This is a genomic window from Pseudophaeobacter flagellatus, assembly GCF_021228235.1.
In the GTDB taxonomy this organism is placed as follows: Bacteria; Pseudomonadota; Alphaproteobacteria; order Rhodobacterales; family Rhodobacteraceae; genus Pseudophaeobacter; species Pseudophaeobacter flagellatus.
Genome location: NZ_JAJQRG010000008.1, coordinates 142,918 through 158,635, shown reverse-complemented (window position 1 = coordinate 158,635; position 15,718 = coordinate 142,918). Strand labels below are relative to the sequence as shown.

The window sequence follows — 15,718 nt, the reverse complement described above, 5'->3', positions numbered from 1 at the left end:
GCCGACCCGGTATTCCGGATCGGCCTGCGTCCTTATCCTGACTTGACTGGTGCCATCAGTCCTCGAAGGTGCGGCCTTCTTCGGTGTCAGACATGTCAAAGCCCAGGTGTTTGGCCACGGTAAAGACATCCTTGTCACCACGGCCACACATGTTCATCACGATGATATGGTCCGCTGGCAGGTCCGGCGCGATCTTCATCACATGGGCCAGCGCATGGCTGGGTTCCAGTGCGGGAATGATACCTTCCATCGCACAGGACAGCTGGAACGCCTCCAGCGCTTCCTTGTCGGTGATCGAGACATATTCCGCCCGCCCCGTGTCATGCAGCCAGGAATGTTCTGGGCCGATACCGGGGTAGTCCAGTCCGGCAGAAATCGAGAAACCTTCCTGAATTTGGCCGTCGTCATCCTGCAGCAGATAGGTGCGGTTGCCGTGCAGCACACCGGGGCGCCCCCCGGTGAGAGAGGCACAGTGCTGCATTCGGTCATCAACGCCTTTGCCGCCGGCTTCAACACCGATGATATTGACAGATTTGTCATCCAGGAAAGGATGGAACAGGCCAATCGCGTTCGATCCGCCACCAATGGCGGCAATCAGCGTATCTGGCAAACGGCCTTCGCCCTCTTGCTCGGCCAGCTGCCAGCGCACTTCCTTGCCGATGATGGACTGGAAATCACGCACCAAGGCCGGATAGGGATGCGGGCCTGCGGCGGTGCCAATGCAGTAGAAGGTATCGTTGACGTTGGTCACCCAGTCGCGCAAAGCGTCATTCATGGCATCCTTCAGGGTGCCACGACCCGATGTCACCGGGATTACCTCGGCGCCCAGCAGACGCATGCGGAACACATTGGGAGCCTGGCGCCGCACATCATGCGCGCCCATATAAACAACACATTTCAAGCCAAACTTGGCACAGACAGTGGCCGTGGCCACCCCGTGCTGCCCGGCGCCGGTTTCGGCGATGATGCGGGTTTTTCCCATGCGCCGCGCCAGCAGAATCTGGCCCAGCACATTGTTTATCTTATGCGCGCCTGTGTGGTTCAGCTCATCGCGCTTCATGTAGATCTTGGCGCCGCCCAGATGGGTGCTCAGCCGTTCGGCATGATACAACGGGCTGGGACGACCGACATAGTGCTTCCACAGCCCGTCCATTTCGGCCCAGAAGCTTGGGTCATCCTTGGCATGGTTATATTCTTCTTCCAGGCTCAGAATAAGCGGCATCAAGGTTTCCGAGACAAACCGCCCCCCAAAGATGCCAAAGCGGCCCTTTTCGTCGGGGCCATTCATAAAGCTGTTGAACAGATCGTTTGCCATGGGTTTTCCCTTTGTCGCAGCGCTCAACATGACTATCGCGCAGGCGGCGGCGGGTAAAGAGAGAGGCTGCAGGATTCTGCATAGGCCCGAAATTTCCCCACCCAGATGCGACTGGAGCCGCAGTTAGGGCGGCACAGCTCTGCTGCGGCCCTGCCACCTAACCGGGCCTTTGTCTGGCGGGTTGTCAGCGGGTCAAAACGGGGGCCGCCGACCGGGCGGCGACTGTAAATCTGGCGATCAGATCAGCGTCTTTTTGCCCCGGCGCCACCTCTACCCCGGAAGAGACATCAACCTGACGCGCCCCGGTCATGCGGATAGCCTCGGCCACATTGTCGGGCGTCAGACCGCCAGCCAGCATCCAGGGGCGCTGCCAGTATTTGCGCCCGGCCAGCAAGCGCCAATCAAAGGCCAGCCCATTGCCACCCGGTAAATCGGCGTCTTTTGGTGGCTTTGCATCTATCAAAAGCTGATCAGCGACCTGTGAATACAGGTCGATCTGCGGCAGGTCGTCGGCTTCGGCCACGCCAATGGCCTTCATCACCGGCAGCCCATAGCGTGCCTTGACCTCGGCCACCCGCTGCGGGCTCTCATGGCCGTGCAGCTGCAACATATCAAGCGGGACCGTATCAGTCAGCGCATCCAGCGCGGCATCATCGGCATTTACCGTCAGCGCCACCTTGCACAGACCAGCGGGCACCTCCAGCGCCAATGCGGCGGCCTGCGGCATGGATATATTGCGCGGCGATTTTGGGAAAAACACAAAACCCACATAGGCAGCACCTGCATTGGCAGCTGCCGCCACATCCTGCGGGCTGCGCAGCCCACAGATCTTTACCCCAATTTCACTCATTCGCTTGGCTCAGCTGGTCTCGTCCAGAAGGGCCAGAACGTCGTCTTTGCCCTCATGTTTTTGTTGTTTCAGCTTTTTGACTTCGCGCGACAGTTTTTTCACTTCGCGATTCTGGGTGCTGACGGCCCGGCGGTGCTTATGCTCGCGGAGCCATTCCCAGACAAAGCCAATCGCCAGCCCGGCGCCCAAGCCCCCCAGCACCACCACAAACAGCGGTAAAGCAATAGAGGGATTGATACCAAATAGCTCTGCCACCGCAGAAGGCAGCAGCTTCAGGTCGACAATCGTACGGTTTGCGATGCAAACCGACACCAGCAAGATCCCCAGGGATCCCAGAATAGCATAGCGAATATAGCGCATTTAGGCCTTTCCGTTCAGGCGGTCCCTCAAGAGCTTACCGGTCTTGAAGAACGGAACATGTTTTTCTTCCACTTGGACAGTTTCACCAGTGCGTGGGTTGCGGCCCACCCGCGAGTCTCGCTGTTTCACCGAGAAAGCGCCAAAACCGCGCAATTCGACCCGGTCCCCCCGGGACATCGCGTCGGTCACTTCCTCGAATACCGTATTCACGATCCTTTCGACATCCCGCTGATACAGGTGCGGGTTTTCGTCTGCAATCTTCTGAATCAATTCAGAACGGATCATACTTCCTGCCCTCCCAAAACTACGCAAGCCTTTGTTGGCTAACGACAACTATAGGTACAAATCAGCGTTCAAGGAACCAAAACAGACAGGGGGCGGTCAAATTTTAGCGCCCATAGGCCCCCAAGAGGCGGGAAACTCTCTTAGTTTACGAAGCTTGGGGGCAAAAACAGGCCCAGCTCAAGCTGTCAACCAACAAAAGAGACCGCTGCGAAAGTGATTGATTCGCAAAGTGTTACGCTGCAGCTGCAGCGCGGAGTCAGCCGTGCCGGGTACCAGGGGGCCCAGCCCAACAGCAAGGCGCACAACACAGGATTGAAGATGCTACAAAGCTGCATTCAGTGGTGGAAAACCGCTCAAACAGAAACGGCCCCGCCAAAAAGGCGGGGCCGTTCAAAGGTTTTAGAACCTAAAGTACAGGTCGAAATCAGTCGTTGTTCAGAGCTGCGCCCAGGATATCACCCAAGCTTGCGCCGGAATCCGAGGAACCATACTGCTCAACAGCTTCTTTTTCTTCTGCGATCTCGCGAGCTTTGATCGACAGACCCAGACGACGGGTCTTGCTGTCGACATTGGTGACGCGCACGTCGACCTTGTCGCCAACATTGAAGCGCTCGGGGCGCTGCTCTGCGCGATCACGCGACAGGTCGGAACGACGGATGAAGCTCTTCATGCCTTCGTATTCGACCTCGATGCCGCCTTCTTCGATGGCAGTGACGTTCACGGTGACGATAGAGCCACGCTTCACGCCGCCAACGGCTTCAGCGAACTTATCGCCGCCCAGGGCTTTGATCGACAGGGAGATACGCTCTTTTTCAACGTCCACTTCGGAGACAACGGCCGAAACCATGTCGCCTTTGCGGTAGTTCTGGATCGCATCTTCGCCGCGCTCGTCCCAGGACAGGTCGGAAAGGTGAACCATGCCGTCGATGTCGCCTTCGAGGCCGATGAACAGACCAAATTCGGTGATGTTCTTGACTTCGCCTTCGACTTCGGTGCCCTCGGGGTTGGATTCCGAGAAGACTTCCCATGGGTTGCGCTGTGTCTGCTTGAGACCCAGGGAAACGCGGCGCTTGGAGCCATCGATTTCCAGAACCATGACGTCAACTTCCTGCGAAGTGGAGACGATCTTGCCGGGGTGCACGTTCTTCTTGGTCCAGGACATTTCGGAAACGTGGACCAGACCTTCGACACCGGGCTCCAGCTCAACAAATGCACCGTAATCGGTGATGTTGGTAACACGGCCTTTGTGGACCGAGGAGAGCGGGTACTTGGCACCAACCAGATCCCATGGATCTTCCTGCAGCTGCTTCATGCCGAGGGAGATACGGTGGGTCTCTTTGTTGATCTTGATGACCTGAACCTTGACGGTTTCGCCGATCGCCAGGATCTCGGAGGGGTGGTTCACACGACGCCATGCCATGTCGGTGACATGCAGCAGGCCGTCTACGCCGCCCAGGTCAACAAATGCACCGTATTCGGTGATGTTCTTAACCACGCCGTCAACCGAATCGCCTTCAGAGAGCTTGCCGATGACTTCGGCGCGCTGCTCGGCACGGGATTCTTCGAGAATCGCACGACGCGATACAACGATATTGCCACGACGACGGTCCATTTTCAGGATCTGGAAGGGCTGCTTCAGACCCATCAGAGGGCCCGCATCGCGCACGGGGCGCACGTCAACTTGGCTACCTGGCAGGAAGGCAACTGCGCCACCCAGATCGACGGTAAAGCCACCTTTGACACGGCCAAAGATCGCGCCTTCGACGCGCTCGTCGTCGGCGTAGGCTTTTTCCAGACGGTCCCATGCTTCTTCGCGGCGCGCCATCTCGCGAGAGATAACAGCTTCGCCACGGGCGTTTTCAGCGGAACGGAGGTAGACTTCTACTTCGTCGCCGACAGCAATTTCAGGGGCTTCGCCAGGATTTGCGAATTCTTTAAGGTCAACGCGGCCTTCCATCTTGTAGCCGACGTCGATCAAGGCCTGGCCCGCTTCGATCGCGATAACCTTGCCTTTAACAACGGACCCCTCGTTCGGGGTGTCCATTTCGAAGCTTTCATTCAGAAGGGCTTCGAAGTCTTCCATAGATACGTTTTGAGCCATGAGGTCTCAGGTTTCCTTTACAAAGTTTTCTGGCCGCGCGGTTGTCTCCGCCGGTCTTGGGGTTTGGTCGCATAGGACGTAGCCCGAGCGCATCTGCTGCAAACAAACACAAAGGGCCGGTACTTGCCCCGACCCTGCTCAGATTGCCATTCGAGCGTTAGCCGCCCCTATACTGACAGCGCGGCTTATACGTCCAATAGCCGCTATAATCAAGCCCAAAGCCCCTGCGGAATGATGCGCGTCCGTTGAAACAGGACCAGTCTTGCCCAGCCAGACAGCACGACACCCAATGCGGGACAAAGGCCGCTGGGCGCAGCAGCCTTTGTCATGATCTGAAATGCAATCAGTCGATATTGGTCACAAATGTGCTCAGCGGTTTGCGCACCTTCTTCAAATCCACCAACCAGTCACCGCTTGCATCCCGGGTGCCCAGCGGCAAGAGCAGGACCGAGCGCAGGCCTTTCTCTTTCAACACAAGGATCTCATCAACCTGGGTCGGATCAAAGCCCTCCATCGGGGTGCTGTCCACGCCCAGTTCAGCCGCCGCAGCCAGCGCAAAGCCAAGACCGATATAGGCCTGACGCGCCGCGTGCTGATAGTTTTCTTCTTCGGTCCGGGGCAGATACATCGCCTTGAGGCGGTCATAGTAGCCCTGCAGCAGATCGGTCATCCCACCCCGCTCTGCCGCCATCTGGTCGACCACGGCGTCAATGCGCTCTTCGCTGTAGTTATCCCAGGCGGCAAAGACCAGCAGATGCGAACCATCGGTGATCTGGGCCTGATCCCAGGCCACGGGGCGAATGGCGGCACGGATGTCCTTGTTGCGCACCACCAGCAGTTCATAGGGCTGCAGGCCGCTAGAGGTCGGCGCCATCTGAACCGCCTCGACGATCTTGGCCACGGCCGCCTCTGAAACTGGCTTGGAGGGGTCCATCTTCTTGGTGGCGTAGCGCCAGTTCAGCTTTTCTAGAAACATAGTCTTTCCCGTCATTGGAAGGTTTTACTCCTCCGACATAGAACTGAACTGTTCAGTTTGAAAGGGGTGTACGGAAAAATTCCATGATGCATCGCACCAAACAATACAAGGCCGGTGACGACCGGGGCTGCAATCCGCGTCTTACGAGTTTTGCTGGCGCGTTTCGATCAGGGCAATGGCCTGTGCCACCGCCTGTTCGATGGACAGATCGCTGGTATCAATCACCACCGCATCCGGCGCCGGTTTCAGCGGCGCTTCGGCTCGGTTCATGTCGCGGTCGTCGCGCGACTTTACGTCAGCCAGAACCTCTTCCAGCGTGTCCGCCTGTCCCGTGGCCGACAGCTCCAGAAAGCGGCGCTTGGCGCGCACTTCGGCGCTGGCTGTCACAAAAAGCTTCACCTCGGCCTGAGGGCAGATCACGGTGCCAATGTCGCGCCCATCCAGCACTGCGCCGCCTGCCCGGCGGGCAAAGGCGCGCTGGAAATCCACCAGCGCAGCGCGCACCTCTGCGATCACTGCCACCTTTGATGCGGCCTGCGCCGCCTCCGGCCCACGCAGATCATCGCGCTGCAGATCCTCGGATGTCAGCACCTGCGCGGCTTCCAGCGGGGCGAGACCTTCCAGTGTCTTAACGCCAACCGCTCGATACAACAGCCCGGTATCCAGATGGTCCAGCCCCAGCGCTGCCGCAACGGCCTTGGAGATTGTGCCCTTGCCTGCAGCTGCAGGCCCGTCGATGGCAATGGTAAAAGGCCCGGTCATCCGCACTGTGCTCCTCTCTGGCTTGGCTGGGTCTGGCTTGAAACCTGGGTTCAAGCCAGGTCTCAAGCCTGGCTGAGCTTGGCGCCCAGCCCTGTCATCAAGGGTTCGAAAATCGGAAAAGACGTGGTGATCGGCGTACCGTCATCCACCGTCACCGGGTTTTGCGCCCCCATGCCCATCACCATGAAGGACATGGCAATGCGGTGATCAAGAAAGCTCTCGCAGGTGCCGCCGCCCTGCACCCCATCAGGGCCGAGTCCTTCGACCGACCACCAGTCTTCGCCTTCTTCGACCATGACACCATTGGCCCGCAGCCCACGCGCCATGGCGTCGATGCGGTCGCTTTCCTTGACGCGCAGCTCTTTCACGCCGGCCATCATTGTTTTGCCGGTGGCAAAAGAGGCCACAACCGACAGCACCGGATATTCATCGATCATCGAGGCCGCGCGTTCCGGAGGCACCGCGATTCCCTGCATATTGGGGGAATATCTGGCCCGCAGATCCGCCACAGGTTCACCGCCCTCTTCGCGCGGGTTTTCAAAGGTCAGGTCAGCGCCCATATCCTGCAGCGTGTAAAACAGGCCCGCACGGGTCGGGTTCAGGCCAATGCCCGGCACCAAGACATCCGACCCCGGTGTGATCAGTGCAGCACAGACCGGAAAGGCCGCACTGGATGGATCACGCGGCACCGCGATCACCTGTGGCTTCAGCTCGGGCTGCCCGGTGAGGGTGATCACCCGGCCCTCGTCGCTGTCCTCGACGGTGATTTCGGCCCCAAAGCCTGCCAACATGCGTTCAGAATGGTCGCGGGTGGCTTCCTTTTCGATCACAACGGTTTGACCCGGCGCATTCAACCCCGCCAGCAGGACCGCGGATTTCACCTGCGCCGAGGGCACAGGCACCACATAGCGCACCGGCGTCGGCTGTGCCGCGCCGACGATGGTCATCGGCAAACGCCCGCCGCTGCGGCCAACCGTTTTGGCACCAAACAGCGCCAGCGGATCCGTCACCCGTGCCATTGGGCGCCCGTTCAGACTGGCATCGCCGGTAAAGGTCACAGCAATTGGCGAGGTCGCCATACAGCCCATGATCAGCCGTACCCCGGTGCCGGAATTGCCGCAGTCGATCACCTGATCCGGCTCGGCAAATCCCCCGACGCCCACACCAAAAACCGACCAATTGCCGCCCCCGTGGTTGACCACCTCAGCGCCAAAAGCCTGCATGGCCTTGGCGGTATCCAACACATCGTCGCCTTCCAACAGACCGGAAATCTTGGTTTCCCCGACAGCCATAGCCCCCAGGATCAGAGAGCGATGCGAAATCGACTTATCCCCCGGCACCTCGGCCACACCGGTCAGCGGCGCGGCGCGGTGAGAGGTCATCGGGATCGGGGTACCGTGTCCGGACATGGCGCTTCCTTTGTATCATCGTTCGGTCTGTTCTGTTGCCGCTATCGGTAACGAATTGCGGCCAGCGGGTCCAGCGCGGATCACAAGCGACCTGCCAGGCAACAGGCCAGGCACGGGGCCAGGCGGCTAGCCAAGCCGACGAAAGGTCAGATAGGTCGGCGTTCGCCCCTCGCGCAGCGCCTTTTGTTCATAGCGGGTCGAAATCCAGTCGCCCCAGGGCTCTCGCCAATCAGCCGCCTCGCTGGCCAGCCACTCAAAGCCCGCCTTTGGGACCTCTTCCAGGGTCTGGCGCACATAGTCAGGAATATCAGTGGCGACACGGAAAATGCCCCCCGGCTTCAGGCAGCGTGCCAACGGCTCCAGGTGTTCCTGGGTGACAAAGCGGCGGCGGTGATGGCGGGTCTTGGGCCAGGGATCTGGGTAGAGCAGAAAGGCCTTGGCAATCGACTGCGGCGGGATCACATCCATCAGGTCCCGCGCATCGCCCGGGTGTACTGCAATATTGTCACAGCCTGCCTTGCGGATTTTCCCCAAGAGCATGGCAACCCCGTTGATAAAGGGCTCGGCGCCAATAATGCCCACATCCGGGTTGCTGCTGGCCTGATGCACCAGATGCTCTCCGCCGCCAAAGCCAACCTCCAGCCAGGTGTCGCGGCCGCCAAACAGGGCCTGCAAGTCCAGGGGCACACGATCCGGGTTTTCGTCCCAACCAACCGCACCGGGGCTAAGCGCAGACAGGTCTTCGGCAAGATAACGGCGCTGGCTCTCTTTCAGGGTCTTGCCACTAAAACGGCCATAAAAGTTGCGCCAGGGCGCGCCGCTGACATGGGCACCGTTATCCGAGGCTTCCACAGCAGAGCCAGTTTCACGGGGTGTTTTCTTGTCAACCATGGGCAGGGTTATCCTTTCTGCGGGGCGCGGTGGCACCAGATGTCCGGCACACCAAGGCCAGCACTGGCCCGAACCACGCAATTGGCCGCTCATCTGCCGCAACCGCAGGCACAGGTCAAGAGAGCCCCGCCCCCGCCACTCCGTGCTTTTGCCCCGAACAGATGCAAAAAGGGGCAAAGCGGGCCAATGACAGACCGCTTTGCCCCATGTTCCAGCGCCAAGGCGTGACTTAGACGCCGCGGGCAAGCGCCTCGGCCAGATCTGTGCGCTCCCAGCTGAAGCCACCATCAGCGTCGGGCTCTCGGCCAAAGTGACCATAGGCGGCAGTGCGCTGATAGATAGGCTTGTTCAGGCCCAGGTGCTGGCGAATGCCGCGCGGGGTCAGATCCATCGCCTGGGCAATGGAGCGTTCAATCGCCGCCGGGTCGACCTCGCCGGTGCCGTGGGTATCCGCATAGATCGACAGCGGTTTTGAAACGCCGATCGCATAAGACAGCTGAATGGTGCAGCGCTCGGCCATGCCGGCAGCAACCACATTCTTGGCCAGATAGCGCGCCGCATAGGCCGCAGAGCGGTCAACCTTGGTCGGATCTTTGCCCGAAAATGCACCGCCGCCATGTGGGGCCGCACCGCCGTAGGTATCAACGATGATCTTGCGCCCGGTAAGACCCGCATCGCCATCGGGGCCACCAATGACAAACTTTCCCGTTGGATTGACGTGCCAGATGGTCTCTTCCGTCAGCCAGCCCTCGGGCAGGACTTCGTGGAAATAGGGGGCAACGATGGCACGGATGTCTTGCGACGTCAGGCTCTCATCCAGATGCTGGGTCGACAGCACAAGCGAGCCGACGCGCACCGGCTTGCCATTTTCATAGACCACCGAGAGCTGCGACTTGGCATCCGGGCCAAGCGCTGGCTCGGTGCCATTTTTGCGCACCTCTGCAAGGCGGCGCAGCACCGCGTGGCTATAGTGGATCGGCGCCGGCATCAGCTGCGGCGTCTCGGTAGAGGCATGGCCAAACATGATGCCCTGATCGCCGGCACCTTCGTCTTTGTCCGCCGAGGCATTCACGCCCTGGGCAATATGCGCTGACTGTTCGTGCAACAGGTTGGTCACTTCCACCGTTTCATGGTGGAACTTATCCTGCTCATAGCCAATATCTTTGATGCAGGCCCGGATGATGCCATCAATGCGGCCCATATAATCGTGCAGCTTATCCTGATCCGACAGGCCCACCTCACCGCCAATCACAACGCGGTTGGTGGTGGCAAAGGTTTCTGCCGCAACCCGCGCTTCGGGTTCTTCAGCCAAGAAGGCATCAAGCACCGCATCCGAAATCTGATCGCAGACCTTGTCAGGATGACCTTCAGAAACCGATTCCGAAGTAAAAATATAGTTCTTACGAGACATGAAAATGCTCCATTGGGTTAACCTCATCACGCCAGGAAGCCGTTGTGAGAGGAATTCCTTCTGAGGTACGCTGGGCCGCACCAGAGGTCAAACACTATTCCAAGGAGGTTAACCCCCTATGAGCGCGGCACAAGGCCGCGTCGCCTCTTGGCCGCCGCCAGTGCCAGCAGGATGCACAAGAAGAATACCGGCGCATCGCCCGTGCGACTGTATAGCGTTGCAGCCAGCGGTTTAGGCAGATAGGCATCAATGGCCCCGGCCGCGCCCAGCGGCAGATTTTCGCGGATCCGACCATAGGGATCAATCATCGCGCTGATCCCGGTATTGGCAACGCGCACCATCGGCAGTCCTTGTTCAGCCGCGCGCATTCGCGCCTGCACCAAATGCTGATAAGGGCCAGAGCGGGTGCCAAACCAGGCATCGTTGGTGATCTGGATCAGCATATCCGGGCGCGCTGGGGCGGCATTCACATCGCGGGCAAAAACCGCCTCATAACAGATCAGCGGCAGCGCCTGGCCGATGCCAAGATCCATCAGCACCGCCCCAGGTCCCGCCGTATAGCCAGCCCCCGCCTGGGCGGCAAAACCGTGGATGCCAAAGCGGGCCATGAAATTCCCAAAGGGGACGTATTCACCAAAAGGCACCAGATGCGCCTTATCGTAGATCTGATCGACCCGCCCCTGCCCAGTCAACAAAACCGCCGAATTGAAATAGCGCCCCTGATTGCGTCGCTGAATACCCAGCAACACAGGCAGCCCGCCGACCCGTGCCGAGATGGTAGAGAGGGTGTCTTCGGCGTCGTTGAGCAGCTGCGGCACCGAGGTTTCCGGCCAGAGGATCAAATCCGGCTGTGCCCGGCCCGATGCCCCGTCAACCGCGCTCAGCTCTATCGCGCGACGGACAAAATCCCAGCGCCGCTCGGGCAGCCATTTTTCTGCCTGGGGCGCATTGGGCTGCACCAGCCGCAGCAGATATGGGCTCATCTCTGGTTCCGAGGGGCGGCAGAGCAGGGCATAGCCAGCCAGCGCCACCAGCAGCAGCGGCGCTACCGCCAGCAAGGGCCGGTGCCGCAATAGCGCCAGCGGCAGTGTCACCGCCAGGGTCAGCAGCGCCACCCCCTGTCCCCCCACAAAGGGCAGCAGCCGCGCTGCCGGAGTGTCGATCCAGAACTGGGCAAATCCCGCCCAGGGAAATCCGGTGAACAGATAGGCGCGGCCAAATTCCACCAGCGCCCAAAGCGCAATCAGCAAAACCAGCCGACGCCCGCCCTGCGCCCAGCGTACCGCCAGGCCAAAGGCCAGCGCCCAGAACAGTGCCAGCCCTGCCGCCAGAAAGACCAGCGCGAAGGGCGCCATCCAGGCATAGCGCGCAGCATCAATCTGAAAGGGCTCAACAATCCAGGACAGGCCAAAGCTGAAATAGCCCAGCCCCGCAAGAAATCCGATAGCAGCCCCTTGCACCGCAGAGCGCGCCCAAAGCGCCAGCACCCCGATACCGCCAAAGGCCAGCGGCAGACTCCATAAAATATGCAAAGGGGCCAGCGACAGCGACAGAAAGGCCCCCAGCCCAAAGGCAGAAAAACCCGCCAGCCAGACCGGGCAGTGCGCGGCAGCACGCAAGGATCGCGCCCAGAAACCGGTGCTCACGCGGCGGGGTCCGGCATCATCACCCGCAGCCGCTTGATGCGGCGGGGATCGGCATCCATGACCTCAAATTCAGGCCCGTCAGGGTGCACGATGACCTCTCCGCGCGCCGGAACTCGACCGCAGAGCATAAAGACCAAACCACCAAGACTATCGATTTCTTCGGCATCCACGTCTTCGTGGCCAGTAAGCGAGCAGCCAATCTCGGCCTCAAACTCTGCCAGGGGGGTGCGGGCCAGAGCGATATAGCAGCCAGCTTTTTCTTGATACCAGGTCTGGTCTTCGCCGGGATCGTGTTCATCCTCAATTTCCCCGATCACCTGTTCGATCAGATCTTCGATAGTGACCAGCCCGTCAACGCCGCCATATTCGTCAATCACCAGCGCCATGTGGCGGCGCTCTGCCTGCATTTTGGCCAGCAAAACACCGATGGGCATCGAGGGTGGCACAAACAGCAGAGGCCGCAGCATCTCAGACAGTTCAAACGGTTTACTGCCACCGTTGAACCCATGGGTCAGGGCAAAATCCTTGAGGTGGGCAAAGCCAAGCGGCGTGTCCAGCGTTCCCTCATAGACCGGGATGCGGGTATAGCCGCTGTCGCGGAACACCTGCACCAGATCATCGCGATCAATCGAAACCGGCACCGAAAGAATTTCTGCAGCGGGAATGGCCACGTCTTCAACCCGCATCCGACGCAGGTTCATCATGCCACGAGATTGGAACTCGGGGCTTGGCCCCTGCGCCACTGGCGGCTCTTGCTTGGGGGGGGAATCCGGCGCGAAAGAGCCAAAAATACGCTCCCACAAGCTTGGTTGTTGTACAATACCGGCTTCTGCCGTGGTCTTGCCAATGTTCTGGAGCGCGCCATGCGCCGCGTTAGAACTGCCTTCTATTTCGCCCATCTGTCCTATCCAAAATGCCCCATTAGAGGCGGTCATCAACAGTATATGGGTCATCCAGACCCAAATTGCCAAGTATCTTGACCTCCAAGCCTTCCATTACTGTGGCATCAAGGTCGCTAATGTGATCATAGCCGAGAAGATGCAACATTCCATGAACGACCAAATGCCGCAAATGATCAGCAAGCGGCTTGTTTGCGGCATCCGCCTCGCGCTGGCAGGTCTCATAGGCGATGGCGATATCGCCCAGCGGGATTTCCCCAGTGAAATCTGCCTCGGGTAGTTGCGGTTGCCCGCCAGGTTCTGCAGCCGCCAGATCTTCGGCGGGCCAGCTCAGCACATTGGTTGCGGTGGGCTTGTCGCGGAACTCATCGTTCAAAGCACAGATCTGGGCATCATCACAGGCCAGCAGAGCAATTTCGCAGGTCTCTGGATCCAGTTCAAGATGCGCCAGCACCGCCAAGACCGCCTGGCTGGCCAGGCTGTCCAGCCCAGCCTCTTGCCAGCGACTGTCTTCAATTGTGATCTCCAGCGCCATTGCCTGCGGCCTCTCTGCTCATGTCAGCCCCCCACAAAGCCCAGCACGGCTGCTTGCGCAGCAAAACTCAGGCCGGGGGCGTTTCTGCGTCATAGGCTTCGATGATGGCGGCGACAAGCGGATGTCGCACCACATCGCGGGCGGTAAAGTAGTTGAAGCTGATTTTGGAGATCGGCGAGAGCAGCCGTTCCGCATCTGCCAAGCCCGAGGTGACACCGCGTGGCAGGTCAACCTGGGTGCGATCCCCGGTCACCACCATGCGTGACCCCTCGCCCAGGCGGGTCAGGAACATCTTCATCTGCATCGAAGTGGCATTCTGCGCCTCATCCAGCACCACAAAGGCATTTGACAGCGTCCGCCCCCGCATAAAGGCCAGCGGGGCGATTTCGATCTGCTTTTCCTCCAACAGCTTGGCCAACTGCTTGCCCGGCAGAAAATCATTCAGCGCATCATAAAGCGGCTGCATATAAGGATCGACCTTATCCTTCATGTCGCCGGGCAAATAGCCAAGCTTCTCGCCCGCCTCGACCGCAGGGCGCGACAGGATGATCTTGTCGACCTGGCCGGTGATGAAAAGGTTCACCCCAACAGCCACCGCCAAATAGGTTTTGCCAGTACCTGCAGGGCCAATGCCAAAGGCCAGCTCATGTTCAAAGAGGGACCGAACATAGGCCTTTTGCGCATCGGTGCGCGGCTCTACCAGTTTTTTGCGGGTCTTGATCTCGACCTGCCCGCCCATGAACATCTCAAGCTGGTCATCCCGGCTTTCTTCCGGCCCATGGCCCATGCGCAATTCCCGGTCGACATCGCCGTGCTCAACGCTGCGGCCAGTTTCCAGCCGATCATAAAGCGCCATCAGCACCTCCACCGCTTGATCCCGCGCGGCGTCCTCTCCCATGATCAGAAGCTGGTTGCCCCGGCGCACGATCTGCACGCCGATGTTTTTTTCGATCTCTGAGAGGTTGCGATCATATTCACCGCACAGGTCAATCAGCAGGCGGTTATCAGGGAACTCGAGCAGCGCTTCTTGCGCGCTCTGGGCGGTTAGCGGCTGGATCCGGGCGCTTGTGGCCAATGGGGGCTCCTGAATTTGATGTTTACGACCCCAGTCTGCCCCCGCCCATGCGCAGGCGCAAGCGGGCACGGTGCAAATTCACACAAAAGATACAAAATGGCCGCCCAAGACAGGCGGCCATTTCATGATCAAAGGCAAGCAGCGTTGCGATCTGCGCCCTACAGTACGTCAGGCAGGCTCGACCCGTCTTTGAAAGGGCCAGTCGCCACATTGCGCGGCAGAGGGCTGTTGCAAACGGGTTTGCCATCGGGGGTGCGACGCAGATCAGCATAGCCTTCGAGGCCATCATCAATGATCCAGTGTTCACAGCCCTGCGGATCCACCCAGATACCTGCCGTCATATTCGACAGATGAGAGTTGGAGCCATCCCCGGCGTGCTGGTCACGGGTCTTGTCATAGGTAACGCCACAGGCCGACACGGATGCCAAGGCAAGGGACAGCGCGGTTGCTTTGAAAAAATGCATCTTGATGTCCTTCATTAGCGCAAGCAGTAAATTTCGACGCGGCGGTTTTGCGCCATATTGGCAGCGCTGGTATTTGGCACCCGTGGGTCGCGCTCACCATAAGCGCGAATATCTGCAATGCGCGCGCCGACGGACTTGGCGACCCCCGCGACCGCGTTGGCGCGTCGCTGCGACAGGGCGATATTATATTCGTCAGAGGCCCGGCTATCTGTATGCCCTGCAACCACAAAGGAGCGCACTTGCCCCTTGTTGGAGTTAAAGAACTCTTGCAGGCGGGTCTTACCAGCGGCGCTGATATAGGATTTATCGGTGGCGAAAAACTGATCTGTTTCCATCACCCCGCAGAGATTGCCACGGCGGCATACGGGCTTGCCATCCGGCGTCACATGCGGCGTCATATAGCCCTCGGCGCCATCGTCCATGACCCAGTGTTCACAGCCATCCGGATCAACCCAGATGGTGGGCACATAGCGCTCCCCCACAATGGTGCGCTGCCCCGTAGTGGCGTTTTGCGCCTGAACCGACGCCGTCGTCAGGCCCAGCGTAGCCACAGCGGCGGCCAGCGCAACGCGCATATTCTTTGTCTTAAATATCATCACAACCAGATTTCCTTCACCTAAGTCCCCCCAGGGAGCTTGCCGCTTAAAATTCCTAACACTCAGGTTATCAGCAACAATCTACACAGTTTTTATCTAAAAACAGCCCCCTCTCGGGAAGGCATTCGGCACAACTATGCGAT

General features: G+C 59.5%; 16 protein-coding genes and 1 riboswitch. All 16 genes read right to left on the bottom strand.

From position 1 onward, the window contains the following. Positions 1-55 precede the first annotated feature (55 nt). The 16 genes from trpB to LRK71_RS15285 all read right to left on the bottom strand — a co-directional run bounded on the left by trpB (position 56) and on the right by LRK71_RS15285 (position 15,575). On the bottom strand, positions 56-1,315 hold the full coding sequence (trpB, locus tag LRK71_RS15360) for a tryptophan synthase subunit beta (protein WP_232404703.1): 1,260 nt from the start codon (positions 1,313-1,315) through the stop codon (positions 56-58). A 184-nt stretch (positions 1,316-1,499) separates the two neighbouring features. Then, entirely contained in the window at positions 1,500-2,165 is a 666-nt protein-coding gene (locus LRK71_RS15355) for a phosphoribosylanthranilate isomerase (protein ID WP_232404702.1), read from the bottom strand. 9 nt (positions 2,166-2,174) lie between these two features. Next, positions 2,175-2,525, bottom strand: coding sequence for a lipopolysaccharide assembly protein LapA domain-containing protein (locus LRK71_RS15350; RefSeq protein ID WP_232404701.1), 351 nt, complete (start codon positions 2,523-2,525; stop codon positions 2,175-2,177). Beyond that, positions 2,526-2,810, bottom strand: coding sequence for an integration host factor subunit beta (gene ihfB / locus LRK71_RS15345; protein ID WP_009811081.1), 285 nt, complete (start codon positions 2,808-2,810; stop codon positions 2,526-2,528). 424 nt (positions 2,811-3,234) lie between these two features. Next, the gene (gene rpsA / locus LRK71_RS15340) at positions 3,235-4,911 is read right to left on the bottom strand and encodes a 30S ribosomal protein S1 (protein WP_122073107.1); all 1,677 of its coding nucleotides are present in this window, start codon (positions 4,909-4,911) and stop codon (positions 3,235-3,237) included. A gap of 343 nt (positions 4,912-5,254) precedes the next feature. Then, positions 5,255-5,887, bottom strand: a complete 633-nt coding sequence (locus LRK71_RS15335) for a nitroreductase family protein (protein WP_232404759.1) — start codon at positions 5,885-5,887, stop codon at positions 5,255-5,257. A 141-nt stretch (positions 5,888-6,028) separates the two neighbouring features. Next, positions 6,029-6,649: a (d)CMP kinase gene (gene cmk / locus LRK71_RS15330; protein WP_232404700.1), complete on the bottom strand. Its 621-nt coding sequence runs from the start codon at positions 6,647-6,649 to the stop codon at positions 6,029-6,031. A 62-nt stretch (positions 6,650-6,711) separates the two neighbouring features. Then, a complete protein-coding gene (gene aroA, locus LRK71_RS15325) occupies positions 6,712-8,058 on the bottom strand; it encodes a 3-phosphoshikimate 1-carboxyvinyltransferase (RefSeq protein WP_232404699.1) in 1,347 nt (448 codons plus the stop codon). Between the two features lie 126 nt (positions 8,059-8,184). Then, positions 8,185-8,949 carry a tRNA (guanosine(46)-N7)-methyltransferase TrmB gene (gene trmB, locus LRK71_RS15320; protein WP_232404698.1) on the bottom strand — a complete coding sequence of 255 codons (765 nt, stop codon included), beginning with the start codon at positions 8,947-8,949 and terminating at the stop codon, positions 8,185-8,187. Positions 8,950-9,178: 229 nt separating this feature from the next. After that, positions 9,179-10,360 (bottom strand): methionine adenosyltransferase, encoded by a 1,182-nt coding sequence (gene metK / locus LRK71_RS15315; RefSeq protein WP_232404697.1) that lies wholly within the window; start codon positions 10,358-10,360, stop codon positions 9,179-9,181. Between the two features lie 5 nt (positions 10,361-10,365). Then, a riboswitch (SAM-SAH riboswitch) is annotated at positions 10,366-10,414 on the bottom strand. Positions 10,415-10,476: 62 nt separating this feature from the next. After that, complete coding sequence (gene lnt / locus LRK71_RS15310) at positions 10,477-11,979, bottom strand: apolipoprotein N-acyltransferase (protein ID WP_232404696.1); 1,503 nt, start codon at positions 11,977-11,979, stop codon at positions 10,477-10,479. A gap of 23 nt (positions 11,980-12,002) precedes the next feature. Then, positions 12,003-12,905, bottom strand: coding sequence for a hemolysin family protein (locus tag LRK71_RS15305; protein ID WP_232404695.1), 903 nt, complete (start codon positions 12,903-12,905; stop codon positions 12,003-12,005). A 22-nt stretch (positions 12,906-12,927) separates the two neighbouring features. Next, on the bottom strand, positions 12,928-13,440 hold the full coding sequence (gene ybeY / locus LRK71_RS15300) for an rRNA maturation RNase YbeY (RefSeq protein ID WP_232404694.1): 513 nt from the start codon (positions 13,438-13,440) through the stop codon (positions 12,928-12,930). A 67-nt stretch (positions 13,441-13,507) separates the two neighbouring features. Then, positions 13,508-14,515: a PhoH family protein gene (locus LRK71_RS15295; protein ID WP_232404693.1), complete on the bottom strand. Its 1,008-nt coding sequence runs from the start codon at positions 14,513-14,515 to the stop codon at positions 13,508-13,510. Between the two features lie 158 nt (positions 14,516-14,673). Continuing rightward, positions 14,674-14,979, bottom strand: coding sequence for a hypothetical protein (locus tag LRK71_RS15290; RefSeq protein WP_232404692.1), 306 nt, complete (start codon positions 14,977-14,979; stop codon positions 14,674-14,676). Positions 14,980-14,993: 14 nt separating this feature from the next. Further along, positions 14,994-15,575 carry an OmpA family protein gene (locus LRK71_RS15285; protein ID WP_232404691.1) on the bottom strand — a complete coding sequence of 194 codons (582 nt, stop codon included), beginning with the start codon at positions 15,573-15,575 and terminating at the stop codon, positions 14,994-14,996. Positions 15,576-15,718: the final 143 nt, after the last annotated feature.